Below are 26,998 nucleotides of genomic sequence, written 5' to 3'. Positions count from 1 at the left end.
TCAGCCGGCCAGTCGACCGACAGGCTCAAAATCAGAACCTTTGGCCAACGCAATATCCAGAAAACGGCTGCGCTTACCGGAACGCTTAGCCAAAACTTCACGAGCTTCAGCCTGGATCCGGGCAGCCATCATAGGCTTGGGGTCATGTTTGGACTTTTTCATGGAAACCCTGCAGGTATCGCGATTTGCCGGATATTAGAGGCGCGGCTCCCCCAATAACAAGTCAACTACAAGGGAATATTGAGTCCTTTTCTGTCAGCGGGCAGGTAAAAAAACGCAGGAAACGCTTTTAAACCAATCATTGCATCAGCGATTCATAGGCAACTGAAAACGCATACGAACAATGCAATAAGCGAAGTCTTCACGAAACAGCCGACCAGCCATTTCACAGTGCCCATCAGCGTATTGTTTCCAAAGCGGATCGTCGAAGGCTGCTCCCCCCAATCGCTCCATTGAAGTCGCCAGTCCTTTTTCCAGGTCCTGCCCAGCCATGGCCGTGGCGGCTTTGTAAAAACCGTCCAGCGGTAACCCGGTTTGCAGCGCAATCAACTCTCCCAAACGTGCGTTGGTTGTTTGCACCAGACACCCAAGCCTATCAATCGGCGCTTCAGCACCCGGGAACGTGCCTTGATAGATCTCCTCGCAAAACTCTTCTTTGAAGCGCACCCATTTCTTCTGCACGTCTTTGAGTTGCATCTTTTCCGCAGGCGCCAAAATGGCCAGCGCTTTCTTATATTGCTCATTCAAGACTGCATCGACTTTCTCGAAAGTCTGCTGACCGCACATGACCAAATCGCGATTGGTAAAGCTGTCGGGATTACAGGCTTCCTGCGCATGCGCTGGAACCAGCGAAGCAGCCAAAAAAACACCCACGATTAGCTCAAAGAACGTCTTGAGTTTGATCATGATCCGGATCCTCCAACACTGCGCTCAGCTACCCGAGCGGGAATCTTCGAAGCCTTTCCCGCTTCCGACATACGCGATGCGTATTGCTTGTACGCCGGCACCGCTCGCTCTTTATCGTTCATAGCCCAATAGCTATCTGCGAGATTCAGATAAGCCACCGTCCGCTCTGGGTTGTGTGCAATTACCGCATTCAACAGTTCAATCGACTCAGCGTAGTAACCCGCCTCGCCGAGCAGAAAACCGAGGTCGTTGGACCAGCCGGGACGCTGCGGGTAGTAGTACTTTGCGACGATATAGCTATCCGGTGGACAAGTGTCATGCGAGCCACCGCTCATCAACGCGTAGCTCATCGTATCCCTGAAGGAAGAGTCATCACCCTTGCGGTAGGCTGCCAGCGCCATATCCAGCAAATCAACCGAATTGACGGTCATCAATTTCTTTCTAACGCCCTCAATACTGCCAGTACGAGCAACCTGCAGCTTCGGCAGCACTTCACGCCCATCGAAAGAAGCGAGAGTGATGGGGCCCAGTGTCTGCACCGGCAACTCCACTACGCTAACAAGCGATCGGTCACAGGAGTCGTTATTCGCCACTTCCAGCAGAGCTTTCAGCTCAAACTGCTTTGAACCTCTGTTGAAGGCGAACAACAGGTTGAAGTTGTAAACCGCGTTATCTTCTTCGCTGGTTACCAGCGCGATGTAATCCCCAGCGTCAACGAACGGCTGCTTGATCACAGCTTCCTCAGCCTGCGGATCAATGACAGTCATGACGCCAGGACGACCTTTGAGTACATGAACGCTGAATACACCCTGAAGCGCAGACGAGTACTGACTCTTGATCAGAGGCAGCGCCTTCGACGTATCGAGCAAGATGTCCTCGTTACTCGCTTGTTCCGGCGCAATCAACAATCGGTTAGAAACTTCATCCGCATCTCCCGCCAGCACAAATACCTTTTGCCGCGACGCATCACCCAGCAAGCTAGCCGGAATTTCCTGGATCACCTGTGGAGCAGCGAATGAGTATGAAGTGGTTACCAGCCCAAGGCTCAACACGATAAAGCGGACAAACGTATTCACTGTTTCAGTCCCTGAATTTCGGATCGCTCAACGACGCGTCGCGGAATTTTCTGCGCTTTACCGGCGGCACTCATCGCATCGCGGTACTCGCGGTAATAACGCTGCGCTTCTTCTTGCCGATCAAGTCGCCACAGCGAGTCAGCCATGTTCAGCATCAGCACCGTGCGCTTGCCGACAGCCTCAACGCCTCGATAAAACTTTAGCGCCAACTCATCGTTGCCGCCCTCGGCCAGATAAAAACCGAGGTCGTTGTAAGCCTGAACATTTTGCGCCGGGGGATGACACGCCATATAGGATTCCGGGCTTAAAAAGCTCAGGCTCCATTCGATGGACTCTGCTCGGGACTGTATCGGCCCAATACTCGAAGCATATTTCAGAAGGTCCTTGGGCGACTTAGTCTCCAAGACAGGATTGAGCACCCCGCCCTCTTCGGAAACCCATCGATTGCCTACCCATTTACCCTCACAAAACCGCTCGTAACTCTCAGCAAGTACGCAACCGGTTTCCATCGAGATCACATCGCAATGTCCCTGTGATGTCGCTATTTCCTCTCCGTTCTCACCTATGACTACGCCGTACTCCACCGCAGTCGCCAGTAGAAATTTTTTGTCTGGGCTGAGCCCCTCGGGATAAGCCTGGGCACCAACGCCGGCATGGAACACGGGGAACGTTTTGCCATTCGCGGTGAACCAGGCAGTGGTAGATTCCACTACGGGTGATGTCCATTTTTTTCCTGGAACGTAACTGTGTTTCCGACGGCTCCCACTATTGGCGGGTCAACGGCAAAGACATTGGTAGCGCTGAACAAACTGCCGATCATCAACACCCACTTAAGGCTGGCCATAGACGATCCTCTTCACCGCCGGGCTTTCTGACACAAGCTGTCTCTTCGTGACGCCATAAGCCTTGATCAGCTCTTCCCGAGATCCCTTCGAGCCCAAAGAGCGTTGGTTATTATCGAAGCTGTATTGCTCCAATCGCCCTGCTGTCGAGTAATACCCGTGCCACTCCGCGCAGGCACCACAACCGCCATATCCGCCTATCGAAACAAGACTGCCCTTGGTGCCTTCCACGCAGTCCATCGCCACAACAACATTGCTCAACATCTTCGTCTTCGCACCGTCAGAAGTGAGTTGTGAAACTTTGCTGATATCGCGTCGAAGCACCTTGCTACCGATGTTGATCGTTTGGTCGGAGCAGACCGGGACGACGTGGGTTTCCGCACCATCCACCGTCACCGATCGGCAGGACGACACCAACACCACTTCAACACCGCCGCACTGCATGACATCGCGCTGAGTAAAGGCGTCCGAAGGCGAGGCGAGAGCTGGAAGCGAGAAAAGCAGCGAAAAGCTGCCCGCGAGAAAACGGCTCATCCACTCACTCCTCATCCATCGGAGACGCTTCCACATCGGTCATGCTCAGCAGTCGAAATTCATTGTTCACAAATTCGTAGTGACGATCCCGGTTACCGTTTTCCAAAGCATTCCCTTGGGCGTCTTCTTCGCCGTCGAGCGTGATGCCGGACACGATGACCATGCGACTATCGGGCTGGTAAACCATGCCGAACGTGCTGCCGTCGTAAGCATTCGGCAAACCGCCAACCACTTCACCGGTCTGGGCATCCAGCACTTCGCCGCATAGCGCGCCGCCGCCACAGCCGAAGCGGTACAGGATGTAATGACCGGCGAAATTGACCTTGCCCTTGAGGGCGTTGGCACGGGTGCTGTCCATCATCGGGCTGCTGTTTTCCTGCGGCACGAGTCCATGGTGCGATCCGCTGTAAACGGCTGAAACGCTGTAGTCCTTGAACGCCGGTTCGGTAGCGAACACGGATGTGGAAGCAGCCAGGAGGCTGGCAAACACAACGGCAAATCCTTTCACGGGGTGACTCCATTCGGTGTGAGGCATCGCCGGCATGCTCATTGGAAAGCAATGCTGCGCACTACAGTCTTCATATGTTCGAAACCTTCGGCGCTGATCGCCAACGGGATGGATGAGCCCGATTCGGCAGCACCGATCAGCACCTGCTCGCCCTGAACCAGGCAGAAGGCGATACGGCTGAATTGAGGTTGATGCTTGTGGTGGTAGCCGATGATGAACCCTGACGACTTCGCCCCCTCCAGTGACTCAAAGGCATAGGTTTGCGGGTCACCTGCCAGCGGCGTTGGTCGCCAGCCGACTTCGGTCAGGGTCGCCGGACATTTGCGATCATTGGCCTCACGCAGCTGTTGCAGCTCGATCGTGTCATCTGCCGGCGGCTGCGTCGTCAGGGAAGAAAAACTGCCGACGTTTTCACACATGATCCCGAACCATGGCTGGGTCAGGTTGGCCGACTTTTCAAAATTCCATTCATGGCCGCTGGATGTCGGCGTTTGCCACAAGTGTGGTGCGCTGGAGGGATCGGGCAATTGTTGGGAGGCGATGAATATCAGATCGGGTACGTTGAACTGCAACCATTGATCGTGCGCAAGCGTCATGGAAAAACGACAAGGGGTCATGTCGACCGAGGCCTCGGTTGGCCCTTGCACGACCGGTAACTGACCTGTCGCATTACCGACCATTACGTCACTTGCGGCACCCGCATGACCTGCCTGCATAAGCGCAAAAAAACCAGTCAACAAGCCGCTCAGGAAACAGCGTTTTACAACGTCCATTACTCTGACTCCCCTTCATAAAGCTGTGTCTGCGGATTGAATTGCCACAGATGGGGCCGGGTCATGGCCTCTTTGCCCTTGTAGCGGATCTGGTCGCGCTTATCGCGGATGTAGGAGTAGATCTCGATGTCTTTTACATCGCCGCCGTTCTTGGGCGGTCCGTCCAGAACTTTGACTCCGGCGAAGTAATCACCGCCCGTGTGTTTCAAGTAACCGCGGCACTGGATCAGGAAGGCATACGTCATATCACCTGCTGAGCCGTGACTTGAATATGAGAGAAAAATGAAGTCATCTTGGCCGTCGCCATTAAGGTCGCCTTGATACACGACCTTGCCCTCTTCCAGGGAAAAATGGCCGTCGTAGAACGACGAATGCACATCAATCTTTCGATCTGCACTTTCCATCCATTGCGAGAGAAAGTTCTTGGTATCGCTGCTCTCGTTGCACAGATCAGTCGCCATGCCAGCCATTGGCATACAGCTCATCAATAACACCAGCAGTCGTTTCACTTCGCATCCTTCGAATTGATCAATTCCAACTCCCCATCCCGATACACCACCTCGCACCCTACCCACGCCGGATCCACCTGCGGCATCACCGCCGACGGCTTGCGCAATTCCCGCAGCAACGTCGAACCATGCGACAGCCGCCCACCCATCCGCGCAATCACCGCCCGCGCCGCTTGGTAGTGCGCGTGCCGTCCCGGATCAAGGGTGTCTTCGAGAAGGATGTCGACGCCAAGAATGCCCTGCACCTGCCCCGGATAAATCATGAACCCGGTGGCCTGCTCAGCACCTTCGCGACCGTCCTGCCAGAAGCTGCCATCGCGGGTGCGTACGTCCGGATGTGGTGCAAACCAGTGTTCGCGATCCGCCAATGGCATGGCGTGGTGCAGGCGGAAGAAGATGCGCATCAGATTGTCGCGATACCACTCGCGCACTTGCAGGTAGTAACCGCGCAGGCCCGGCAGGCCGGTCGAATGGGCGAGGCGGATCAGTCCGGACCATTGCGGGAATGGCTGCAGCGGCAGTTCGCTCGACGCGGGTCGCGGGGTGGCCGGATCGGTTTCCCACGGCAAGCGATGCGGGCTGTTTTCCAGATTGTCGTAAGCGGTCGGCGGGCGGCCGAGCCAATCGCCGCCGCTGCTGGCCAGCGCCGTGGCGATGCACAGATTGCCTTGCACCACGAACACGTAAAACCGAGTGAACCAGTCCGCCAGTTGCTGGCCATCAGCAGCCTGGGCGACGAGGTCGGCCAGCTCCTGATCGAAGCGCTGCAAGCCGTGTTCAAGATTCAGCAAATGGCCGCGCGCCTTACGCTGCATACGCAAAAACAACGGCAACGAACGCAGCATCTTCAGCGGCTGCCAAGGCAAATGCGGAGTCGCGCCACCCACTTCGCCCGCGTAGTTATCGGCGCTGATGCCCCAGTCGGCCAACCGGGCAAGAAACAGATCATTGTTGATATAGGACGCGCCGCCGAACACTGCGGTGAACGGCTCGTTGTCCTGCAACACCCGCGCATCCCAACGCGCCATGATCGCCGGGATACTCGCGGCGGCGCGGCGCTGGGCGTACTCCACCAGTACGCTCGGTTGCGGCGGCAGGATCTCGGCGATGTTCGCAGCGGTCAGGTGGCGGCGCCAGCCGTAGTCGCTGATCGGCCGGTATTGCAGCAGCCATAGCTGCGCGCCATCCCAGGCCCATTCGACGTCGCCGGGCACGTAGTGGAACACACGCAGTACGTCTTGCAGAAAGCGCCAGAGCAGGTCTTCGGTCAAGCCATGGGCCGGCGTGAACGTGCCGCTGCGCCAGGCATCGCCGAGCCGCGAAAGCGTTGCTCGCGAGGGACTGACGTGACCATCGGCCAGTGATTCGAGATGACCCTCAACCCATTCCAGTTCCACCGAGAGATGGCGCACGAAGGCGATCCCGGACACTACCGGGGTGATGAAGCGCTGCACCACCACTTCCTCGACGCCTTCGGCCGTCAGTTCAGCGATGCGTGTTGGCACGTTGACGGTCGGCTCGCGTAGATAGGTCGTGCTCAAGCCGGCGTTGGCCGAGTCGGCCTGATCTTCGCCATAACTGGAGGAACGCACCGCCCAGGTCGCATCAGGTTGCGCGGCGAGAAATGCCGGCAGACGCGGATCGTCGCAATCGTTGAGCGTCAGCGCTGCCGGCACCACTTGCCGCGCCAGTTCAGCCAAACGCAAACGCCCGCCCTTGGTGTGCGCGACAAACCCGCGCTCGCCCGACTCCAGCCACTGCGCGAACTGCGCGGGCGAGTCGATCCATGGGTAATGACCCCAACCGGGTTTGAGGCTGATGGTCAGATCGGCGCGAGCGAGAATCGCCGACCACGCCGCCGCTTGCTCAATGCCGAGCACCGCGTCCTGATCGCCCCAGACCAGCTCGACCGGATCGGCGATCCACTCCAGCAGTGGCAGCGCGGTGTCGGCGCGGATCAGGTCCCAGTGCGGCACGAACGCACGGCAGCGCGCATAACCTGCGCCCATGCGCTGGTATTGCGCGGGGGTCCAGGTCTGGTTGGAAAACTTGCGCGCGAACAACGTGGGTTTGTTCGACAGCAGCCAGTGAATGGTCTTACGAATCGGCAGCGGCGACATCAGCGCCGGCAAGCGCCGCTGCCACAAAAACGCACCAACCGGCGCCAACAAAACGCTGCGGGAAAAGTGCCCGGGCCGACGCTGCAACGCATGCAATACAAGCAAGGCATTGACCCCGACCGCCATGATCGCGCTGCCCTTTTGCGTCATCGCCAACAAGGTCAGCGCGTAGTCCGCCAGATCCTCGCAAGGCGGCTGCGGATTGGCGCCGAAGCCAGGCAGCTCCAGCGGCACCACGTCGTAGCGCTGAAAGTGCGGCAGCGCATCATCCCACCAATCGGCGGCGCTGCCGTTGCCAGCCAGCAGGTACATCAAGGGCTTGCTCATGAGCGATTCTCAGGCCAGATCGCGCAGCGCGGCGTCGAGGGTTGGATAGCGGAATGTGTAGCCGGCCGCGGTCAAACGCTGAGGCACCACACGCTGGCCGTCGAAGAACAGTTGCGCCATTTCCCCCGCCATCGCACGCACTGGCGCGGCGGGAATGTGCAACCACACGGGGCGCTTGAGGACTTGGCCGACGTTCTCGGCGAACGCTGCCTGACTGACCGTTTCCGGCGCGACCATGTTGTAGGTGCCGCGCAAATTTTCATCGTGGAAGGAGCGGGCGATCACCTGAAGCACATCGTCGCGATGCACCCAGCTCATGATCTGCTGACCGTCGCCCATGCGTCCGCCGAAACCCAGGCGGAACGGAATCAGCAATGGCAACAACGCCCCGCCCGGCCCGAACACCACGCCGAGGCGCAGCACCACCTGACGCACGCCAAACAGCGTGGCGGGTTGCGCCGAAGCCTCCCAACGCGCACAGAGCTCGGCCATGAAACCGTCACCCTTGCTGGCGTGTTCGTCGAGGCTTTCGCTGGCATCGCGTACACCGTAGAAACCGATGGCCGAGGCTTGAATCCAGAGTGCGGGCTTGTGCTTGGCGTTGTTCAACCAGGTCATCAACGCTTCGGTGGTGCCGACGCGGCTGGCGAGCAATTGCGCCTGACGCTTGGCAGTCCAGCGTGGGCCGGCGACCGGCGCGCCGGCGAGATTGATCACTACGTCGAAGGTTTCGCAGTAGCCGAGTTTGCTCAGCGACCGCACGCAGCGTGCGCGGCCATCGAACAGATAAGCAGCCTTCAGCGGATCACGGGCCAACACGCTGACGGTGTGGCCGGCGTCGAGTAACTGATTGACCAGTGTTTCACCGATAAACCCGGTGCCACCGGTAACCAGCACCCGCTTGTAGGCGCCGCCGGCAAACGGGTTGGAAGGTTTTCCTTCACGCTGCATACGCAACGCCGCCAGGCCATCACGAATCCCCGACGCAGTCACGCCCAGCGCAAACAGGGTCAGTACCCAACCCTTCCAGCCGAGATCGATCGCGCTCAGGCCGGTCGGCAAACTCGCCCACTGCGCCAGTTGCACCCCGTACAACGCAAAAAAAGCCCCGCCATTTACCGCCAACACGGTGTGCATGATGCGTTCGATGGCCGGCAGTTTGCGGCTGCGATCCTCAACCACGAAGTCCCACAGGGTCAGGCCGATTTCCAGCGCGAACAACAGCGCAATCACGATCGCCCACGCACCACCGAACTGCAGGTGCGCCATGCCGAGAAACAAGACCCCGTAGAAACACGAACGCATCGCGTGGATCGACAACTCCAGCCGCGCACTGTGCCGATACGGCAGCGCCACGGTCAGTTCGTGGTGATAAAGGGTGTCCAGCGCGCCCAGGCACGCCTGGGCAATCAGCAACGTGAGCGCCCAATCCAGTAACGAAAAATCAGGCATGGTCTGGCTCACTCAAGGAAGTGTCGGAAGAGGAAATTCGGCGGTCGTGGCGATACAGCCAGAGCAGTGGCGGCAGCAGAACCAGCAGCGCTGCGCTGTCGAACCACAGGTGCGACCAGATCTGTTGTTGCGCGGAGAGCAACATGTCCTGTGGTGCCCACCAAACAATACCGGCCATCAACCCGGCCCAGGCCAGCGGGGTTTGCAGGCGATTGCCGATGTGCACCAAGGCCAGCATGAACAGCGAATAGCTTTGCAACGTCGCGCCAAACAACGCGAGCCACCAGACCTGTTGCTCACGCGCGGCAACGGGCACCGCATCGGCGCCCCAGAAAGTCTGTTCAAGGGTTTGCAAATAACCCTCAAGCAAACCGGAATGGCCGGCCCAGCTCAAAGTGAGACCGGCGAGTAAATGCACCAGCGCAGCGGCGTACAGCCATAGCACCAACATGCGGCGAAGGGAGATCGAGGGGACTGGCATTCCGTGTCCTGCGCGCGTTCCTTGGGGGGTGGGGAGTTTAAAGGAAAATCGAGATTGTCAGATGCTCAAGTGTTAAACGTTTTAGCGTGACGACCGTAGGCCAAGCCGGTGCGCAGGCGCTTCAAACATAGCCTCGAACTTCAAATGCAATGGCTCGCCTTGATCGGCTCCGGACCTTGCGACTTCAATCGCTTCACGCTGTCGATACCCGACTGAATGCCTTTGTCAGCCGCCATTTGATAACAGGCCAACGCTCGAGACATATCCTTTGTTCCCAACTCTCCGTTCTCAAAGGTAACAGCCAGATAATTCATCGCATCCGTGGACCCCATGTTAATCGCCCGGAAGATCTGCTCTTCTGCCTGTTTGGGATGAAGGCAAGGACCGTTATAGTCGGTGGAGTTTCCTATACAAAAAAACGTGGCATAAGCCAACGCCCCCTTAGGTATTACCGAAGCCGCTTTGAACAACGCCTCAACCTTGCTGGTTTCCAACTGAGACGCCATCTGCGAAAGGCTCAAGCTAGCCGCTGACAGACTTGCCAGTGGATCACCCGACTCTGCCGCACAGACATAGTTTTCCAGAGACGCTTCAATCAACTCCGCGGTCAAACGATATTGCTCAAGTAAACCCAACCCGCCCAAAGCTTCAGCACGTTGGTAACAGAAATTCTCGGCACGACTCATTGCGGGATTAAGTGTCGCGACAAGATCCTTCTCGCTGACCGACCAATCTTCAACACCCTCTAATACCCAGCATGCTTGGCGAGAAAAGTTGAAGATCTTGATATTGCTATTGCCCGCTCGTTTATCCACCACGTTGACGTGACTGTCGTCGACTTCTTCGATCTCGACTCCAGGTGTCTTGCCGGGTGCGATGGCGGCCATCAGCGGATAGCTGAAAGTGGCTGCACTGACACCCGACGTTGAAGGCTCAAAGGTAATTTGATCCTTCCCCGCTACCGGTCTCAACACCAGCGACTTGACTGTCATCGCCGTGAAGCGGCGTTGTGATTCGCTGTTGGCGGAAAACGCTGCCAGGAAAGGCGCGAACTCCTCCGAAGGACAAGCACCGCTGGCCGGCGCGTTCGAAGTGTTCTTGTCGGATGCAAGGGCAGGAGCAATCTTGTCCAGATACGCCGAACGCTCGCGACTCATTCTGGCAATGCACGAATTAACCGCGACCACATGCGCCGGCATCCCCGTCTCGATCTCGAACGCCTCCAACGGGCAATTCGCATCGCGCAACTTCAGCCATGCACGTTGCGACTCTTTGACCTTCGCCACGTACTCCGCGCCCAACGCTGGATTTGTTCGATAGTCAGACTCGAGTCGCGCCATCAACTGCTTGTAGCTGACGTTCAACTGCGCATCGGCCGCGCTCTTCGCCGCCTCAGAGCAGGGCACCATTTCCGGGCTTGAGGTGACATGGCTGCAGTCATCCTGCGCGTACACCGCTGAGACTGGCAGCAGCACGGCCAGCAGGGTAAAAACAAAACGGTTCACTGGGTTCATCCTTGAGTCATTAGGCTTTGCGTTTGGTGAATCGGGTAATGCATTGCTTGGGTATGTTCATTTCCCAATAGGTGCTGAGCAACGCTTTGCGTTTGTTGTCGACGCGCAGGTTAACGAAGCCATCGCCGCAGTCCGGCTGCAACTCCTCGAACGTGGCGGTTTTGACTTGATAAACGAATACTCGGTAGTAGTCGTGAGTGCCCATGCCGTCATCGAGCTGCCAGATCGCGAAATCCTGGGCGCCGTCGAAATTGAAATCGTAGAACTGCACGTGGAGTTCGTTTTCGGCTTCAAAATCGATGGTTCGCGACTCGCTGTGCGTATCGCTTTTAACCGCGATGTTCAGTTTGGAGCCTTCGATAATCAGCGTTGCGTCGACGCCTTTGGTTGGACTGAACGTGGTGGTTTCGGCTAGGGAAGGGATCGTCCACAGCAGGCCCAACAGTGATAACGCTAAAGCTTTGAAATGCATGTGCTAGCCCTATTCCCACTTGCATCCGGACTCCGGAGAAGAGTCGATGCTGGTATTGATTCCGAAGCTGTACACCTTGCCATTGGACTGTTTTGTGTAAGACATCGACACGATCTGCGAGCCTTGCGTCATCAACTCATAAGTCCCCGTGACCTTGCCGTTGACGACTTCGGACCAGGTTCTGGTGTACTGCCAAGGCGCGTCCGGATCGAGAATTTCGCTCTGGGAATCAGCCAACATGATGGAAATGGGCTCGCTGGATTTGGCGTACTTCACAAAACCACCAGACCATTTGCTGGCTTCGTCATAGTAGGTACGGAGTTCGAATTTCACCGGGCTGGATGGGGAGAGTTCGAAGCAGAGTGATTCGGTGGTGACTGCGCTTTGAGCACCTAAAGGAAATAGCGCAAAAAAGAGAAAGAAAAGCTTGTTCATGCTCATCCAAGTCGGCGCTTTCGCTCGAATGCTCTGGCTTGTCCGTTTCAACGTCTGCTCTTGTCCGGTGCCAAAGCCAATTGGCGAGCACGCTCTATCGTCGCGCGAATCAGGCAGGCGTCGGACCACTCACCGAAAACTGATTTATGCGATTTCGGGTCGGCCTGGCACTCCGCATCTCGAAATTTCATCCAGGCTCTTTGCGTTTCCCTCAGTGCTTTCTGACCGCTCTCGTCCAGCCGACTCATACGATCCCGATATACAGAGTTCAGCAATGCATCCGCGTCAGGAACCAATAGGTCGAGAACACCATTTCCCGAGGGAAACCACTCAACTTCCGCCAACGCTTGTTCGCTCTCATTGTTCCAGTTGTAGAGGCCGTTTTCTTCGATCTTCACCGTGGCGGATCGCTGGTGGTGATTCGTCGGATCGCTCTCGCTGACCTCCGAGCGATAAACAATTTCCAAATAGATAGGGTCCGTTGTGCGCTGAGGATCATTCAATAGCGTTTGCCGAACAATGGCCCGTCGCTTTGTGCTCTCAGTGATCTCTATTGAGAAGCACGGATCCGGCCCAGGACGTTCTGCGGACGCCTTCCTCTCCAGGCATTGATTACGAATCGCCATGGAAGGGGTATCCGAACCGCCACCCACATCGACGACTCTGACAAGCAACCGGACTTCCGGGTCCGTGGAAAAGTCGGCCTGAAGGATCGTGGCAATCATCGTGCCCTCAGCCATGACCACAGGCGACAGTATTGAAAGTAAAAAAATGAGACTGAATCTGAAAATCTGCATTCCTTGGCGTCCATAAAAACTTAGTGATCCGTTCAATTCTGAACGGCCCTGCGACAGAAAATAGAGTCAGAACCGACAAACGAGCCAGATCTATTAAAGCTTCAAAGCAGTCGAGCGCAACAAACAAATCCGTCCCCTTTAAACCTAAAAAGTAGCCTGCCCTCATTCTCTCTCGTTATTCGCCACTTTAATCCGCGGTCTTTAATTTTCCGCTACTTAACACTACACTTCGGCCCACTTAGCGCCTCACCTTCAATCTTAAAGCTGCATACTTCAACAACATCTGAACCTTCAGTCAGAGGCATAAGCTTCAACGTGAGCGAAAGACCTTCATTTGAAAATTCCCCACGTTCCAAAATAACTTCAGAAAAGTCATCATTAAAACTTTTTCCTGAGACATTACAGAATTTTTTTGAATTACTTGCAGCACCTCCTCCACCCGGCACGAGAATCTGTACCATAATGCACGGACTAGATAAAGTTTGATAGTAACGAACCAACTTACCTGCGACCATAGCTGTATCTGCCTTGTATACATCTACAGCTGTTTTTTTCTCATCTGTAGCAAATACACAGCAGGAGAAAGCCAAAGCCATCAATAGAAAAATATTTTTCAATTTCCACCTCATAAATAGTTTTTACGTGCAGCGAATCGGGCAGCAGGCACTCCTGGCCAATTGCTTTCGAGAGACATAACAGTCTTCAATTCTGCTTTATTATTTTCAACAAACGGCCGCTGAACAATTTCTCTCGTCGTCGGCTTATAATCGCCACGGTAAATCAAGTCAACAATCATGTCTTGGATCTTAACATCAACAGCATCCCAATTCAGCGTGCCATAGTGACCGACATTGAAAGGTTGTTGAGAAATCGTCACAACTTTATTTTTCATTATTTCATAGACAGAAACAAACAGCTTATATTGTTGCTTTCGCGTAATGAATGTCTTCCGAATTTCAGGGCTAGCATTATTAAGATAATCTCTTGCGGCATTACCGCTTAGACCCTTTGCTCCAACCAACCAACTCAATAATGGTTCTGGAACACCTACGGCAGTGAGATCGCTCATTGGATCCGATTTTTGTCCAAGGTCATATCCTCTCCCAATCGTAATTCCGGATGCTCCGCCTGGCCAATGTGCTTTTCTACTAAAATACATGTGTAAAGAATTCGACGAATCCTCTATGTCATTTCCTTCCACATCAAAAGTAAGTTGTCCCTTCTCAACCTTTAGCCACTTCAGATCATTATCATCCTCCATCGCGAGGAAGTTTGAAACGAAACCTATAGGGTGAAAATGATAAATCAACCCCGTTCCTGCCGGGGTCTTATCAGCCAACTTATCCCAAAAAACGTATGAATCTATCCTTTCTTTTTCATGTTTTAGTAATTTTTCAGAACCTTCGAGAAAAGTGTCTAATCTCTTCCATTTCTCTGATTTTGTATCATCCTTCCACTCCGTAGGATGGTGTGCCACTAATTTTGACCAGTGCTGCCTTGTCTCCGGACTTTTCAATGCATCAGCGAGTTCAGATGGCTCAACCTTTCCGTCATGGTTTTTGTCTATTTTCTTCAAGAGGTCTTTAAAAAACTGGGGCATATCATCAGGATCGAGGAAACCGTCGGAGGCTGAGTTGCTTTCCTCTACAAGCTGAAAACCCATTTTCGTCCAATCGTGTGGAGTGATAACTTTTGCATCAGATTTTTTGACCAATCCAGAGACCGGCTGATCTTCATCATTTACGGATAGCTCATACCAATCCTCATTGCCTTCCTTGACAACCGGCACCTTACCTAGGTCAATAGCGTGTTCTTCTTTTAAAGGTTCACTTGTTCCAGTAGCAGGCATTTTTTTCTTAAGTTGAGCACCTTTCGGCAGATGCAAATACTGACGCCCGACTTTTAATGCAGCTACATTATCTAGAAATTCTTTCACCTCAACCTGAGTTGTAAATATCTCGACATGAACTTGAAATTTACTCTCGGCCAGGCCGTTTTCATTTACTAGATTTTCAGTTTTACCCAAATAGCCAATAGGGTCACCAGCCTTGATTCCGACACTGGTCGTCACAACATCAAAATTTGTAGGAGTGAGTGATTCCCATTGCGTGTACTGACTATCTTTCTCACTTTCGATGATCGCCCAAAAATTACTTGGGACAGCTCCATTATCGTTCCAGATGCTGGCAACTACTGGAACGCAGGGCGCCATACGCCGCAGCTTGTTACCAACCACCAAATTCAGTACATCTTTGCTATCGAACTCAATGACACTACCTACTGTAATCTCTCGATTATTTTCGATGCGTGCACCTGCAGGTTGTCCGTTAGCAAGGTTCGTTGGCGCGCCGTACATGGCTAAACGCTGGGTAGTTTTAGCCTTTACCTTGCCTTGCCAATATTTTGGCCTAGCACGCTCGGGTATCGCATCTGCAACCCAAATAGCCTTGTGGCTGGAGTTTTGATATGGCTCATCATTCTTTAAATATGCAAACCAAACTTCTTGCCCTACGTCGCGGACTTTAGTTGACCCATGTTTTACGCTACCGGAAAGGATTTTCCCCTTAGCATAAGTAACATCCTCAACTGATCTTTTTTCCAAAATTTCAAGCTTGGTGTGCTTCGCCAATTTTCCTGGATATGGAAAGTTATTCGACACAGGAAAATCATCATACGCCTTGAAATCTTTTACAGTCATCGTCACTATCGGGTTCGGCTTTTCATTCTCCGCTAACGGATAGTGCTTATAAGGCAAAAGATGCATATATAGGCTATAAAAAATCAGACCGTTCTGCTTTCCTTTATTAGGTCCCTCTTCTGGGTTTGGCGCCGATTTGTATTCATGTCGCACCAAACAGAAGGAACTAGAATAATCCAGGTTTTTCGCCGTTTCTCCTGTACCAAACGTCGACTTTAGATAATCCTCGTTGAGGCGGTAGGCCACCACCTCGCCATCGGCCATGCAACGAATCGGTTCATTCAAGATGCACTGGGGAGCGCTGGCATTGCTGATGTGAATGCCACCGTGCCAGAACTTGTTACTGCCCAGCAAATAATGCCCGGCACTCTCATTTTCGAGAGCCTTGTAAATCTCATCCGCATCAGAGAACTGCTTACCGTCAGCTTTTCTGAATGGATATTGGAAGCTCATCAGCGGAGCTGGGCCTGCCGGTGCAGGAGCCGGCGAAGGAGCAGGCGCGGGTGCAGGTTGTGCGCCTCTGAATTGGGGCTTCGGGCGTAAAAACTTTTCAGGCATTGGCCAGTAACCACTACCCGCCCCATATTTGGCAGATTTCGGTCCGTTTGAAGACTGTGAACCGAAGAAATTCCCCCTATCTCGAACAGGCGACCCGAAGATGTCTTCGATAACCCCTGTGTGTCCATGAAAGTTTATCCACAGCGCAATATCGCCAGGCTGTACTTCCGCGAGCGGGATCACGTCAAAATAAGTAGTGTCGGTATTTAACCCTGATGTTGTGAGGTAAGGGATCGTATATCCCGCATCCTTAAGCATTCGATACAGTAGCCCGGAGCAGTCAATTTCCTTCTTGCCATCGTTATCATGGTCAGTCTCGCCCTTGAAAGGGCCATACTCATAACCAGTGCGATATTGCTGCCTTTGCTCAAGTAGTCCAGTGCTCATCAAAAGCTTCCTGCTTCAAAACATTGAATAGAGTTATTGCTGACGACGCCTCGGGCTGCCAAGCGCTCAACCAAAACGGTAGCCGTCTTAGGATCGGTTTTCTGAATATTCCGGTAACACGCCATCGCGCGAGGCAAGTCAGCCGCTACGAGGGCTCCCGCTTCGTACATTTCACCTAATCGAATCAGTGCATTAGTCGAACCTAGACGGGCGGAACGCTCCAATGACGCTATTGATTCTTTGGGGTTAATACAGCCGTGATTTTCGTCGTATTCACCTTCATCGCAATAAAAATCTGCGAGAGTCAAGCCAGCATCCGGCACTTGTTCTGAAGCTTGAATCAATAACGCCAGGATTCTGGAATTCTCCAAGCGTGGCGCCTGCCCAGAAAGGCTGATTCCCGCAGCAGCAAAAGCTGCTTGCGCCGAACCCTTCCGGGCACCATCTAAATAGCTATCCAATACCGCGGCGTATAAAGAGATTCCTGATTCGGGAGACGCTTTATTGACCAGTCTGTCAAAAATGACGCCTTTTTTGAGCTCTATCTCACCGGGCGTTAGTTTCTCAGTCTGAGTGATCTCTTCCATGACCGCATCGATTGACCAATCCTCTACTCGATCCAGAGCCCAGCAACCAGTATGGTTGAAGACGAAAATCTTCAAAAAATGGCCCGCCTCATCACGGACGACTACTCTGTTAGGCTCTTTGATTTCAATAGTGAGATCAGATTCGGCAGCATTTACCGGAAGCAATACCTTCAACTCATCGGCGGCAATAACGCCTAAGCTCCGCTCGACGACCTTCGGTATTTTCCCATCAGCGGTTACGTGAACATATTTCACAGGCGAGGCAATAAAGGCTTTCTGTATCTCTGGCTTAGATGAAAAAGCTTTGACGAAATCACCAAAATTGCTGCTTGGGCATTGGGCAGTGCTGGACGAAGAGGCAAAGGCACTCGAATTCATCCCCAAGGTCAGCAGTGCAATGGAAAACCACTTCATCTGCCTTACGTACTTGTTGGTTATCATCACGAAACTCATCACTCAGAAAACACAAAAAAAGCCTTCGGCTTAACCTTCTCAGGCGGCGAATTCGCCAACGCCTGATCCATCAAACTCCCCGCCTTATCCTTATCCGCCGCCCCCGGCAGCTCTGGCGGTTTGATCCCGATCCCAGTGCCCGACCCAGCCGAGCCACCCGCATTGATCTTGATCACCGGCCCAACCACCGTCACCCCACCGCCATCGAGCTTGATGAAGCTCCCACCGCCAAGAATGGTCAGCTCCGTCCCCGCCTCGATAACAATCTTGTCCCCAGCCTTGAGGTGAATCTCTTTCCCCACGCTGGTCAGTTGCGCAGTCCCCAACTTCACATGCTGGTTCTGCCCAATCGTCAGGTGATCATCGAGCTTCGCTTCAATCTTGCGATCGCTGATGGTGGTGCGGTGTTCTTCAGCCTTCAGCTCGGTGTAGGTGTTCTTCACCACCGTATCGTGACGTTCATTACCGACCCGAATCTTCTGGTCGTGCTCAACGTTTTCGTCCCAGTCGCGTTGGGCGTGGATGTAGATCTGCTCCGCACCTTTCTTGTCTTCGATGCGCAGTTCGTTGTAGCCACCGCCGCCCGGCGAGCTGAGGGTTTTGAACACGCTGCGGGTCTTGTTGGCCGGCAGGGCGTACGGCACCGGGTTTTCCTTGTGGTACAGGCAGCCGGTAACGAGGGGTTGGTCGGGGTCGCCTTCGAGGAAGGTGACGAGGACTTCCATGCCGATGCGCGGGATGCTGATCGCACCGTAGCGGTCGCCGGCCCAGGAGCTGGAGACGCGCAGCCAGCAGCTGGTTTTGTCGTCGGCCAGGCCTTCGCGGTCCCAGTGGAATTGCACTTTGATGCGGCCGTATTGGTCGCAGTGGATTTCTTCGCCTTTGGGGCCGGTGACCAGGGCGGTCTGGCTGCCGAGCACGCGCGGTTTCGGGTGTTCGAGGGCCGGGCGGTAGAACACGTCCCACGGGGTGGCGAGGAAGGTGTTGCGGTAGCCCTGGTGGAAGTCGTCCTTGTTGTCGGTGGTGTCGCTGGTCACGCCTTCTTCGAGGACTTGCGGCTGCTTGCCTTCGTGGAAGATTTCGGTGAGCAGCCACAGATCGTTCCACTCGCTGCGCGGGTGGTCGGACATGGCCATGAAGTGGCCGCTGACCAGTTTGGTCTGGTCGCTGCGGCCCTCGGCTTGGCGGTAGTCGGCGCGGTGGCGTTCGAGGGCGCGCTGGCTGAGGAACTTGCCGCGCGCGCGGTCGATGAAGCGGCCGGGGTAGTCGTAGTCTTCGAGATCCGGTTCGGCGTCTTTGCTATCGAGAGCGCCATCAGGCTTGTACGCCGCTTCCATTTGCAGGCGCGGTTTTTCGAAGTCGTAGTCGCGGCGCGTGGTGCGGCTGGTGCGGGTTTCCAGGCGCAGCTTGAAGCCTTTGATCACCGGCTCTTCGGCCACCATGCCGCTGCCCTGGATGTAGGCCGTCGGCTGGCCGAGGTCGGGGAACACGGTCTGGTCGTCGCCGAATACCAGCAGGTGGCCCTTGTCGCTGTGCTGGAAGTGGTAGTGAATGCCCTCCTCCTCGCACAGGCGCTGGACAAAATGCAGGTCGGTTTCGTCGTACTGCACGCAGTAGTCGCGATCCGGGCACGGCTGGCTCAGCTGGAATCGGTAGGCGTTGCCCTTGATCCCGTGTTCGTCGAGGATCAGCGCGATGATTTTCGGCGCCGACATCTGCTGGTAGATGCGCTGGTTGGTGCGGTGATGCAGGTATTGCAACTGCGGCACCAGCGACACTTTGTAGCGGGTCAGGCGTTTGCCGGCATCACCCTGGGCAACGCGGTAGATCTGCCCGTGAATGCCCGAGCCCTGCGGATCGAACGCGAGAAACGCCTGCTTGTGCAGGAGTTTTTCCAGGTCCAGATCGGGATTTTCACTGACCAGTTCGAGGTCGAAGCGATACGGCTGGCTGATGCCTTCAGTGCCGGTGAACGACAGCACTTGCAGGTCGCCCACGTAGTCTTCGACCTTGAGGCTGAAGTGGGTTTCGTTAGCTGGGTTGAACATAAAGTGCTCCCTGTTCGAATGTCGTCCGTTACGCCCGAAGTCGCAACCGTTGCAGCCAGGACGAAGTGGCGCCCATGGCGTCACGCAATTGATCGGCAGTGATGCTGCGTTGTGCCGGATTGAAGCTCAGCGCGGTGCGCAGCGCTGGCCAGGCGTGTTTCGGCAAATTGGTCGGGGCTCGCAGCTCGCGTTCCAGATGCTCGTCGCGGGCCTGGGTCGAGGGCAAGCGGCGGAACGGGTGTTTGCCGCTCGCCAGTTCATAAATCACGCAGGCTACGCCGTACACGTCCGCGCTGGCCGACAACGGTTGGCCCTCAAGCAGTTCGGGAGCGGCGTAGCCCGGGGTCCAGGCGTTGAAACGCTCGCGGCTCAGGTGCGGCAGACCGGGCATTACGCTTTCGTCGGCCTGGCCGAGGCCGAAGTCGAACAGGCGCAGGCCGTCTTCGCTGAGCATGACGTTGCTCGGTTTCATGTCACCGTGCAGCACGCCGCGACGGTGGGCATAGGCCAGCGTCTCGAGCAGCGGCAACGCGATGTCGCGGGTTTCTTTCCACGGCAGGCCGAGGGGCCGCTCGCAGAGCAATTTGTCCAGGGTCAGGCCACGCATGTATTCCATGGTGATGAAGGCCCGCTGGCAGGCGGTGTCGACTTCAAAGGTGTGGGCGCGCACGACGTTGTCGTGGCGCAGGCGTCGGGTCAGGGCGAACTCGCTGTAGAGCAAGGCACTGGCGTCCGGCGACTCGGCAAATTCTTCGCTGAGGATTTTCAGCGCGATGTACGGATCGGGATCGCCGAACTGCTCGTGCAGCAGGTCCCGCGCCCGGTAGACGGCGCCCATGCCACCGGCCCCGAGCAGACGCTCGAGGTGGTAGCGACCGGCGAGTATGTCCGGCAGTGCACCGATGCTGGCCTTGCTTGGCGCCAGCAACGGTTCTGCCTGGTTGGCCTTGGCGAAGGCGAAGTAGGTCAGGTTATTGGCCTGCTCTTCGCTCATCAGCACGTCATCGATTGGCGATTCGATATTGCTCATTGGCGGATCACCACGGCAGTCAGGTTGTCCCGGGCGGCGCCACGCAGGGCGCCGTCGAACAGACGTTCCAGGGCCACGTGCGGCGCACTCAGGCTGAGGGCGTTGCCGAGGGCATCGCTGCTCAGGCCCTGATACAAACCGTCGCTGCATAACAAGAACGCATCGCCCGGATAGACCTCGAGTTCGAGGACATCCAGGGTCAGCTGTTCGGCTGCGCCCACCGCTCGGGTCAAGGCCTGAGCGGCCGGATGCGCGGCAGCCTGTTCGACGCTCATCTGTTGCTCGTCGATCAGTTGCTGCTGCAGCGAATGATCCTTGGACAGCTGATACAGCCGCTGCCCGCGCCACATGTAGCAACGGCTGTCGCCGGCCCAGATGCAGGCCGCGCGATTGCCTTCCACCAGCAGCGCCACGACGGTGCTGCCCATGATGCTGTCGTGACGTCCGGCGGTGACCGTCAACTCCTGCCCCAGACGCCGGTTCAGCCAGTGCAGGCACTGGCGGATGGCTTTGAGGCGTTCGTCGAAGTCCTCGTGCTGCGGCAGTTCAGCCAGGCTGGCGACGATCATCTGGCTGGCGATGTCGCCGCCCTGATGACCGCCCATGCCGTCCGCGACCACCCACAGCCCCTGCTGCGGATTGTCGAGGAAGGCATCTTCGTTGCGCGCCCGTACCTTGCCCGGGTCGGTACGCGCCGCGCTGCGCCAGGGACTGGCCACCAGCATCAGAGCTGCACCGGCATACGGAAGGTACGCAGCACGCCCATGTCGAACGGGTTCGGCGTGCGCTGGCTGGTCAGCAGGTAGTTGGCGCGCAGGCCACCCACATCGGCTTTCAGCACCAGCACGTCGCGACCGGTCAGGTACTCGGTCTGCATCAGGTCGAACAGACGGAACAGCGACCATGGGCCGGAGTTCTTCTCGATGCCGATCGGGCGTCCGGCCATCTTGTCCATCACCAGACTGGTGCGCCCGTCTTCAGCATCGGTCGGCCACTTGAACGTCATCGGCAGGATCGGACCGTGGCGGTATTCCATGGTCTTGTCGCCGAACTTGAACTCGGAACGGCTGACCGCCGGATCGAGGGTGTACGGCTCCAGTTTGAACTGCACGGTCGGCTCGGCCGGGTTGATCGAGAAGAAGCTCTGGCGAATGGTCAGCGCGGCGGCCATCTGGTCCAGGTACATCTTCGATACCGGCAGGCTGTGACCGTCGACGCTGCGCATGCGGTAGTTGCCCGGATCACCGCTGACAAACGGCCGCATGTAGCTGTCGAAGAAGCGGTCGATGGTGCCTTGAGCGCGGAAGAACTCGCGGAAGTCGCTGATCGCCACATCACTGGTGCTGGTGGCGCTGAACGGATAACGCTTGCTGATGGTTTTGCCATACACGCTGTACAGCTCGTTCTGATAACGGCCGTTCAGGTATTGGTAGGCATCGTTCAGCACCAGGCGCCACGAGTCTTCGGCCAGCACGTTGAACCACACGCTCAGCGGACGCGGCAGACGGGCCGAGGCGGTGCGCAGGTTGGTCAGCGCATCACGCTGGCCGCTCATGCGGGTTTTCGCCATTTCGAACGCGGCTTGTTCCGGCGTGCTGGAACGGGCCAGACCGGACAGTTGCAGTTGCAGGTCGTTGAGCGCGCTCAGTGCCGGGGTCAGGTCAGCGGCCGGGCCGTTGTTGTCATCGAGCAAGCGATGCAGCGGCTCGAAGCGCCGTTGCAAGGACTTCTTCGCGGTGTCCGGCAGGCTTTTCGCCACGGCCATCGCCGAGGCCTTGTCCGCCACCGCCGAAGCCAGTTTGCCGACCTTGCCCAGTTTGCCCTTCTGCCCGGCCAGTGCATCGGCAGCCTCACCGGCTTCATCCACCGGATCGGCAGCCGCCGGGAAGCGCGTGTTCTCGCGCACTTCCGTGAGCAATGCCAGCACCGGCGAGTTGGCCGACGTCAGGCCCGCCAGTTGCTCGGCGCCTTCACCGGCGTCGGCGATCGGTGGCAGGGCCACCTGGCCAACGGCTTCGCTCCAGTAGTTGGCGTAGTCGCGGAAGTACAGTTGCTCCAGCTCGACCATCAGACGACGCAAGTCCATGTCGCTGATGCCCGCGCCTTCGCCCAGCACCCAGTTGTCACGCAGGATGTCGGTAACCAGCGCCGAACCCTGCACCGAGAAATACTGCTGATAACCCTGCTGGGTGTAGAACCCCGGGATCACGTATTCGGTGCCGATGAACAGCGAGGCCTGCGGGCCGAGGTGTTGGCTGAAACGGTATTCCGGCAGGTTGCGCGCCTGCTCGCGGAGCATGCGGTAGACCACGGTGGCCAGCGATTCGGCACGCAGCACCTGACGCGCCTGCGTTACCAACTGATCGTTCAGCGGGTAGATGAACGGCTGCTTCAGCAAGCGTTCGAGGTGGGTGTTCAGACCGTTCTGCACCGCGGTGTTGCCGGTGTAGCGCTGCGACCAGTCGGTGGCGACCCAGTCCTTGAGCCACGCCGCGTCGCGACGGTCCTTCATGTTCAGCATCAGGTACGCACGCAGGCTGTTGAGCAGCTTGTCGCGGTCCTTCATGTTGGCGCGGATCTGCCCTTCAAGCATGGTCGCCACCCGTGGCAGCAGTTGCGCTTCGAGCTCGTGCTCGTAGGCTTGCTTGACCACCGGATTGACGTCTTCGCCTTGGTACAGGCCGCCGCGCTCGTGATACGAGACGTCGCCTTTTTTCGGGAACACCTGAGTCGCGGCATAGCTGGTGTCGAGGGTTTTCAGCACGCCCATCGCGTCATCACGCGGGGTCAGCGCCGAGCGCTGCTGCCCCCAGTTCTGCGCCAGGGTGCGCAGGTTTTCCAGACGCTCGTAGTTGGCTGAGAAACCGCCGGCCCAGAGCACGCCGAACAGCGCCAGGGCTGCCAGTGCGCCAACGTACAGCGCGCGCTGGCCCCAATGGATGCGGCTGCGCTCGCGCTTGTCGAGGCCGGCCAGATCCGATTCCGGGAAGATCACCCGGCTGAACAGGTGATGGATGAAGCGCGAACGGCCGCTGCGCAGGGTCGGCAGCACACCGGCACTCATGCCGAGGCTGGCGCCGATGCCGGCGGTGGCCGGATCCATTTCCTGAGTCAGGTGCGGTGCGCTGGTCAGGTAGAAACCACGCAGCAGCGAGGCGCGCTGGTAGCGGTTGCCGGTGAACGCCATGTCGACGAACAGGCACAGGCGCTCGCCGATCTGCCCCAGTTGATGCGGGAAGTCGAGGATGCGGCCACGGCGCTGGGTATCGCGCTCGGAGTGCATGCGCATGATCACCTGATTGTTCAGGCGACGCAGCAGCTCTTCGAACTCGCCGCGCAGGACCGCAACGTCGGTGCCGACCTGATCCTTGCGGAAACTGGTGCCCAGCACCTGATCGCTTTCTTCGCGGGTCAGTTGATCGAAGAACTCGTCGAAACCGAGCAGCTTGTCGGCTTTGCTCAGCACCAGATACACCGGCACATCGACGTGCAGTTTCTGATAGACGTCTTGCAGACGACCGCGCACCTGACGAGCCAGGGTGTCGATGTCCTGCTCGCTGCCACCGATCAGCGACTCCACCGGAATGGTCACCAGCACGCCGTTCAACGGACGCCCGCGACGACGCTTGCGCAGCAACTCGAGCAAGGTGGTCCAGGCGCTGCCGTCAACTTCCGCATCCGGCTGGGTGGTGTAACGCCCGGCGGTGTCGATCAGCACACCGTGGTCGGCGAAGTACCAGTCGCAATGCCGGGTGCCGAGGGTGTCGCGGGTCAGCTTGCGGTCGATCTTGTTGATCGGGAACTCCAGCCCGGAGAAGTCCAGCAGGCTGGTCTTGCCGGAAGCCTGCGGACCGATCAGCAGGTACCACGGCAAGTCGTTGCGCCAGCGCTCGCTGCGGCCGCGATACAGGCTCGAGGTCTTCAAGGTTTTCAGCGCGTCCTTGAAACGCGCCTTCAACTCTTTCTGCTCGTCTTCGATCATCTCGTCACGACGGATGCGATCCTGACCGTCTTCGGTTTCCTCCATGGCTTTCTTGCGCACACCCGCGCGCCAGCTGACGAAGACCATGGTCAGGCCCCAGATCAGGAAGAGCACGCTGATGGTCAGCAGACGCGAGGTCGCGCTTTCCCAGAACTTGTAGTCATCCACCGCCAACAACGGACCGACGAACCACACCAGCAGTGCCACGAACAGCACCAGCAGCAGAGTCCAGACCCAGGTCTGGCGCAGGAAGGCGCCGACTTTCTTGAAGAACTTTTTCATCACACGTCCCTGTTACGGCTGCGACTGCGGTTGGACCGCGGCCGGATCAAGCGGCTGATATGGTTGCAGAACGGTGTCGCGCTGCTCGCCCAGGACCCAGGCGAAGCCCGAATACATCACCACCAGGCAGACCAGGGTGAACAGCACCACCATCCACGCCGGCACGATGCGCACCAAATTGCGGCGCTGATCGTTGAGGCCTTCCCAGTGCGGCGACAGCTCACGCGGCACGTCGCCGCGCAACTGACGGATCTGCCGGTACAGGGCGTCGCGGATGCCTTCGAGTTCGAGCATGCCACGTGCCTGCACGCGGTACTTGCCCTCGAAACCGAGGGACAGGCACAGGTACATCAGCTCGAGCATCGGCAAGTGCTTGACCGGGTTTTTCGACAGGCGATCGAGCAGCTGGAAGAACTTCTCGCCACCGAACGTCTCGTTGTGGAAGCTGCTGAGCAGGCTCATCTGCGACCACTCGCTTTCGTTGCCCCACGGCGTGGTCACCACGGCTTCGTCGACCACGGTGCAGAGCACGTAACGCGCGGCCATCACCTGGCTGCTTTCGGCGCCGTTGTGCAGCGCGCGCACTTCAAACAGTTTGAGCCCGGCGGTCAGGCGCTCGTTGAGCGCGTAGAGGTCTTCGCGGGTTTCGCTGTGCTTGAGGCGCACCACTTCCGAAAGCAGTTCGGACGACGCCGCCACCAGCGAGTTGAGGCTGATGTTGAAGGCCTCCGCCGGACGCAGGCGCGCGGCGTAGATCATCCGTTCTTCCAGTTGCTCGAAGCGCGGCGGCGCGGCGAAGTCGGTCAGCGGACTCGCTGCCGGTCCGTGGCCCTGACGATCGAGCAGGACGGTTTTGTCGTCCTGGTTGTAATCCGTATCCTTGATCATGTCGGTCAGTTCCTGATGGCCCAGAATTTCAGTTCAAGCTCGGCGAATTCGCCGGACACGTGGAACGCGAAGCCGCCGGAGCGCTCGAGTTGCGCCAGGTCTTCGGAACTGAGTTCGAGGATGAAGTAGGTTTTGTTCGAGTGGAACGCGATCTGCCGCGGGGCCACCGGCAACGGTTTGACCTTGATCCCCGGCAAGTGCAGGTTGACCAGTTGGCGGATGCGCTCCACCGGGCCGACCTTGAGGTGCGCCGGCAAGCGGTGACGCAGTTCTTCGGAGTCGCAGTTGGCGCTGGCCGCGAGCACGAACGATGCCGAGCCCAGCAGTTTATGGTCGTGCAACGGCGACACGATGATGCCGTACTGACGTGCCTGCAGGATCAGCTCGATGGCGTGCTGTTCCAGCACCATCGACAGCACCTGACGAATCGCTTCCATCAGTTTGCGGAAGCTTGCACCCTGGTCGGCGTGGGAATAGCGGCTGTCCAGACGCGGGCGTTTGCTGTCGCTGGAGAAGGTCGCCAGATCGCCGAGCATGGTCAGCAGCGTGCGGTACAACTCTTCCGGGTGTACCTGCTCCAGGCCCAGGTAATGGCGCAGCAGCAGTTCAGTGCGGTTGATCAGCTGCAGCATCATGAAGTCGCCGACTTCCGCACCGCCGACCTTGCCGTTGGAGCGAATCCGCTCGGCAATCGTGTCGCCCCGGTGGTTGAGCATGCTGATGACTTCTTTCAGGCACGACAGCAGGTAGCTCGAGGCGTGGGCCTGAATGTAGGTCGGCACGAAATCCGGATCGAGGCTGATCACGCCGTCCGGCGTGGTGTCGAGCACGTCGCAGATCTTCAGCTTCACGTAGGCCTGATCGCTCTGTTGCTCGCCGAGCAGCAGTTTGAAATCCGGGCGGCCACAGGTGACCTGGCTGGCGGAGTCGTCGCCGGCGTTGGAGTCGGCGACTTCGGCGTCATACGCGGTGTAACGCGCGAGCACGTCGGACTGCTCCGGGCGGCGCGCCTCGATGTGGTTACCGGTGACCAGCGGCAACGCCAGATAGATCGGCGTGTTGCCGGTGTTCGGCGGTACGTCCAGCGCCAGCGGCTCGGTGTTGCCGCCGAGTTCGAACAGGCTGCCGTCCGGCAGAATCCCCGACGCGGCACTGATCACCAGTTTGCCCATGTTGAGGAACTGCAGGTCGATCTCCAGATTGAGGAAACCCCAGGTGTAGCCACCCAGCAACTGGGTGCGGGTTTTCATCTGGTGATCGTAATAGCGATCGTTGTGCTGGAAGTGCTGCGGGCGCAGCAACATGCCTTCCTGCCAAATGACTTTATGGGTATTCATGT

General features: G+C 57.2%; 24 protein-coding genes. All 24 read right to left on the bottom strand.

Annotation, left to right across the window (positions count from 1 at the left end; genetic code table 11):
- On the bottom strand, positions 1–162 hold the full coding sequence (locus tag ACXR0M_RS01380; RefSeq protein ID WP_458829226.1) for a hypothetical protein: 162 nt from the start codon (positions 160–162) through the stop codon (positions 1–3).
- A 144-nt stretch (positions 163–306) separates the two neighbouring features.
- The gene (locus ACXR0M_RS01375) at positions 307–906 is read right to left on the bottom strand and encodes a lysozyme inhibitor LprI family protein (protein ID WP_458829224.1); all 600 of its coding nucleotides are present in this window, start codon (positions 904–906) and stop codon (positions 307–309) included.
- Positions 903–1,982 (bottom strand): tetratricopeptide repeat protein, encoded by a 1,080-nt coding sequence (locus ACXR0M_RS01370; RefSeq protein WP_458829222.1) that lies wholly within the window; start codon positions 1,980–1,982, stop codon positions 903–905. Before ACXR0M_RS01370 ends, ACXR0M_RS01375 begins: the two co-directional genes overlap by 4 nt.
- Positions 1,979–2,692, bottom strand: coding sequence for a tetratricopeptide repeat protein (locus tag ACXR0M_RS01365; protein WP_458829220.1), 714 nt, complete (start codon positions 2,690–2,692; stop codon positions 1,979–1,981). Before ACXR0M_RS01365 ends, ACXR0M_RS01370 begins: the two co-directional genes overlap by 4 nt.
- A 120-nt stretch (positions 2,693–2,812) precedes the next feature.
- Positions 2,813–3,358 carry a hypothetical protein gene (locus ACXR0M_RS01360; RefSeq protein WP_458829218.1) on the bottom strand — a complete coding sequence of 182 codons (546 nt, stop codon included), beginning with the start codon at positions 3,356–3,358 and terminating at the stop codon, positions 2,813–2,815.
- A gap of 4 nt (positions 3,359–3,362) precedes the next feature.
- Positions 3,363–3,866, bottom strand: a complete 504-nt coding sequence (locus ACXR0M_RS01355) for a hypothetical protein (protein ID WP_458829216.1) — start codon at positions 3,864–3,866, stop codon at positions 3,363–3,365.
- A 38-nt stretch (positions 3,867–3,904) separates the two neighbouring features.
- On the bottom strand, positions 3,905–4,639 hold the full coding sequence (locus tag ACXR0M_RS01350) for a hypothetical protein (protein ID WP_458829215.1): 735 nt from the start codon (positions 4,637–4,639) through the stop codon (positions 3,905–3,907).
- Entirely contained in the window at positions 4,639–5,148 is a 510-nt protein-coding gene (locus ACXR0M_RS01345) for a hypothetical protein (RefSeq protein ID WP_458829213.1), read from the bottom strand. Before ACXR0M_RS01345 ends, ACXR0M_RS01350 begins: the two co-directional genes overlap by 1 nt.
- On the bottom strand, positions 5,145–7,595 hold the full coding sequence (locus ACXR0M_RS01340) for an alpha/beta hydrolase (RefSeq protein ID WP_458829212.1): 2,451 nt from the start codon (positions 7,593–7,595) through the stop codon (positions 5,145–5,147). The genes ACXR0M_RS01345 and ACXR0M_RS01340 overlap by 4 nt, the downstream gene beginning before the upstream one ends.
- Before the next feature lie 9 nt (positions 7,596–7,604).
- A complete protein-coding gene (locus ACXR0M_RS01335; RefSeq protein ID WP_458829210.1) occupies positions 7,605–9,047 on the bottom strand; it encodes a TIGR01777 family oxidoreductase in 1,443 nt (480 codons plus the stop codon).
- Entirely contained in the window at positions 9,040–9,528 is a 489-nt protein-coding gene (locus ACXR0M_RS01330; RefSeq protein WP_458829208.1) for a cell division protein, read from the bottom strand. Before ACXR0M_RS01330 ends, ACXR0M_RS01335 begins: the two co-directional genes overlap by 8 nt.
- A gap of 140 nt (positions 9,529–9,668) precedes the next feature.
- Positions 9,669–11,033: a lysozyme inhibitor LprI family protein gene (locus ACXR0M_RS01325; RefSeq protein WP_458829206.1), complete on the bottom strand. Its 1,365-nt coding sequence runs from the start codon at positions 11,031–11,033 to the stop codon at positions 9,669–9,671.
- Positions 11,034–11,052: 19 nt separating this feature from the next.
- The gene (locus ACXR0M_RS01320; protein ID WP_458829204.1) at positions 11,053–11,514 is read right to left on the bottom strand and encodes an XAC2610-related protein; all 462 of its coding nucleotides are present in this window, start codon (positions 11,512–11,514) and stop codon (positions 11,053–11,055) included.
- Positions 11,515–11,523: 9 nt separating this feature from the next.
- The gene (locus ACXR0M_RS01315) at positions 11,524–11,949 is read right to left on the bottom strand and encodes a hypothetical protein (RefSeq protein ID WP_458829202.1); all 426 of its coding nucleotides are present in this window, start codon (positions 11,947–11,949) and stop codon (positions 11,524–11,526) included.
- A gap of 47 nt (positions 11,950–11,996) precedes the next feature.
- Complete coding sequence (locus ACXR0M_RS01310) at positions 11,997–12,746, bottom strand: lysozyme inhibitor LprI family protein (RefSeq protein ID WP_458829200.1); 750 nt, start codon at positions 12,744–12,746, stop codon at positions 11,997–11,999.
- Between the two features lie 212 nt (positions 12,747–12,958).
- Positions 12,959–13,363, bottom strand: a complete 405-nt coding sequence (locus ACXR0M_RS01305) for a hypothetical protein (RefSeq protein WP_458829199.1) — start codon at positions 13,361–13,363, stop codon at positions 12,959–12,961.
- 8 nt (positions 13,364–13,371) lie between these two features.
- On the bottom strand, positions 13,372–16,389 hold the full coding sequence (locus ACXR0M_RS01300; protein WP_458829197.1) for a pesticin C-terminus-like muramidase: 3,018 nt from the start codon (positions 16,387–16,389) through the stop codon (positions 13,372–13,374).
- Positions 16,389–17,417: an SEL1-like repeat protein gene (locus ACXR0M_RS01295; RefSeq protein WP_458829195.1), complete on the bottom strand. Its 1,029-nt coding sequence runs from the start codon at positions 17,415–17,417 to the stop codon at positions 16,389–16,391. The genes ACXR0M_RS01300 and ACXR0M_RS01295 overlap by 1 nt, the downstream gene beginning before the upstream one ends.
- 11 nt (positions 17,418–17,428) lie before the next feature.
- A complete protein-coding gene (locus tag ACXR0M_RS01290) occupies positions 17,429–19,477 on the bottom strand; it encodes a type VI secretion system Vgr family protein (protein WP_458829193.1) in 2,049 nt (682 codons plus the stop codon).
- Between the two features lie 28 nt (positions 19,478–19,505).
- Positions 19,506–20,507 (bottom strand): serine/threonine-protein kinase, encoded by a 1,002-nt coding sequence (locus ACXR0M_RS01285; protein WP_458829191.1) that lies wholly within the window; start codon positions 20,505–20,507, stop codon positions 19,506–19,508.
- Positions 20,504–21,232, bottom strand: coding sequence for a PP2C family protein-serine/threonine phosphatase (locus ACXR0M_RS01280; RefSeq protein ID WP_458829189.1), 729 nt, complete (start codon positions 21,230–21,232; stop codon positions 20,504–20,506). The genes ACXR0M_RS01285 and ACXR0M_RS01280 overlap by 4 nt, the downstream gene beginning before the upstream one ends.
- The gene (gene tssM, locus ACXR0M_RS01275) at positions 21,232–24,771 is read right to left on the bottom strand and encodes a type VI secretion system membrane subunit TssM (protein ID WP_458829187.1); all 3,540 of its coding nucleotides are present in this window, start codon (positions 24,769–24,771) and stop codon (positions 21,232–21,234) included. The genes ACXR0M_RS01280 and tssM overlap by 1 nt, the downstream gene beginning before the upstream one ends.
- 12 nt (positions 24,772–24,783) lie before the next feature.
- Complete coding sequence (gene icmH / locus ACXR0M_RS01270; RefSeq protein ID WP_458829186.1) at positions 24,784–25,659, bottom strand: type IVB secretion system protein IcmH/DotU; 876 nt, start codon at positions 25,657–25,659, stop codon at positions 24,784–24,786.
- A gap of 5 nt (positions 25,660–25,664) precedes the next feature.
- Complete coding sequence (gene tssK / locus ACXR0M_RS01265; RefSeq protein WP_458829184.1) at positions 25,665–26,996, bottom strand: type VI secretion system baseplate subunit TssK; 1,332 nt, start codon at positions 26,994–26,996, stop codon at positions 25,665–25,667.
- Positions 26,997–26,998 lie beyond the last annotated feature (2 nt).

It is taken from the genome of Pseudomonas sp. Eth.TT006 (assembly GCF_054456575.1).
Note: the sequence above shows the minus strand (reverse complement) of the source record. Positions and strands in the feature narration are given on the sequence as shown.

Excerpts from the sequence above, each read along its gene's own strand:
- icmH (WP_458829186.1), bottom strand. The coding sequence starts at position 25,659 with ATGATCAAGGATACGGATTACAACCAGGACGACAAAACCGTCCTGCTC.
- ACXR0M_RS01320 (WP_458829204.1), bottom strand. The coding sequence starts at position 11,514 with ATGCATTTCAAAGCTTTAGCGTTATCACTGTTGGGCCTGCTGTGGACG.
- ACXR0M_RS01375 (WP_458829224.1), bottom strand. The coding sequence starts at position 906 with ATGATCAAACTCAAGACGTTCTTTGAGCTAATCGTGGGTGTTTTTTTG.
- ACXR0M_RS01340 (WP_458829212.1), bottom strand. The coding sequence starts at position 7,595 with ATGAGCAAGCCCTTGATGTACCTGCTGGCTGGCAACGGCAGCGCCGCC.
- ACXR0M_RS01380 (WP_458829226.1), bottom strand. The coding sequence starts at position 162 with ATGAAAAAGTCCAAACATGACCCCAAGCCTATGATGGCTGCCCGGATC.
- ACXR0M_RS01285 (WP_458829191.1), bottom strand. The coding sequence starts at position 20,507 with ATGAGCAATATCGAATCGCCAATCGATGACGTGCTGATGAGCGAAGAG.
- ACXR0M_RS01290 (WP_458829193.1), bottom strand. The coding sequence starts at position 19,477 with ATGTTCAACCCAGCTAACGAAACCCACTTCAGCCTCAAGGTCGAAGAC.
- ACXR0M_RS01350 (WP_458829215.1), bottom strand. The coding sequence starts at position 4,639 with ATGGACGTTGTAAAACGCTGTTTCCTGAGCGGCTTGTTGACTGGTTTT.
- ACXR0M_RS01330 (WP_458829208.1), bottom strand. The coding sequence starts at position 9,528 with ATGCCAGTCCCCTCGATCTCCCTTCGCCGCATGTTGGTGCTATGGCTG.
- ACXR0M_RS01280 (WP_458829189.1), bottom strand. The coding sequence starts at position 21,232 with ATGCTGGTGGCCAGTCCCTGGCGCAGCGCGGCGCGTACCGACCCGGGC.
- ACXR0M_RS01310 (WP_458829200.1), bottom strand. The coding sequence starts at position 12,746 with ATGCAGATTTTCAGATTCAGTCTCATTTTTTTACTTTCAATACTGTCG.
- ACXR0M_RS01360 (WP_458829218.1), bottom strand. The coding sequence starts at position 3,358 with ATGAGCCGTTTTCTCGCGGGCAGCTTTTCGCTGCTTTTCTCGCTTCCA.
- ACXR0M_RS01315 (WP_458829202.1), bottom strand. The coding sequence starts at position 11,949 with ATGAACAAGCTTTTCTTTCTCTTTTTTGCGCTATTTCCTTTAGGTGCT.
- tssK (WP_458829184.1), bottom strand. The coding sequence starts at position 26,996 with ATGAATACCCATAAAGTCATTTGGCAGGAAGGCATGTTGCTGCGCCCG.
- tssM (WP_458829187.1), bottom strand. The coding sequence starts at position 24,771 with ATGAAAAAGTTCTTCAAGAAAGTCGGCGCCTTCCTGCGCCAGACCTGG.
- ACXR0M_RS01295 (WP_458829195.1), bottom strand. The coding sequence starts at position 17,417 with ATGATAACCAACAAGTACGTAAGGCAGATGAAGTGGTTTTCCATTGCA.
- ACXR0M_RS01300 (WP_458829197.1), bottom strand. The coding sequence starts at position 16,389 with ATGAGCACTGGACTACTTGAGCAAAGGCAGCAATATCGCACTGGTTAT.
- ACXR0M_RS01335 (WP_458829210.1), bottom strand. The coding sequence starts at position 9,047 with ATGCCTGATTTTTCGTTACTGGATTGGGCGCTCACGTTGCTGATTGCC.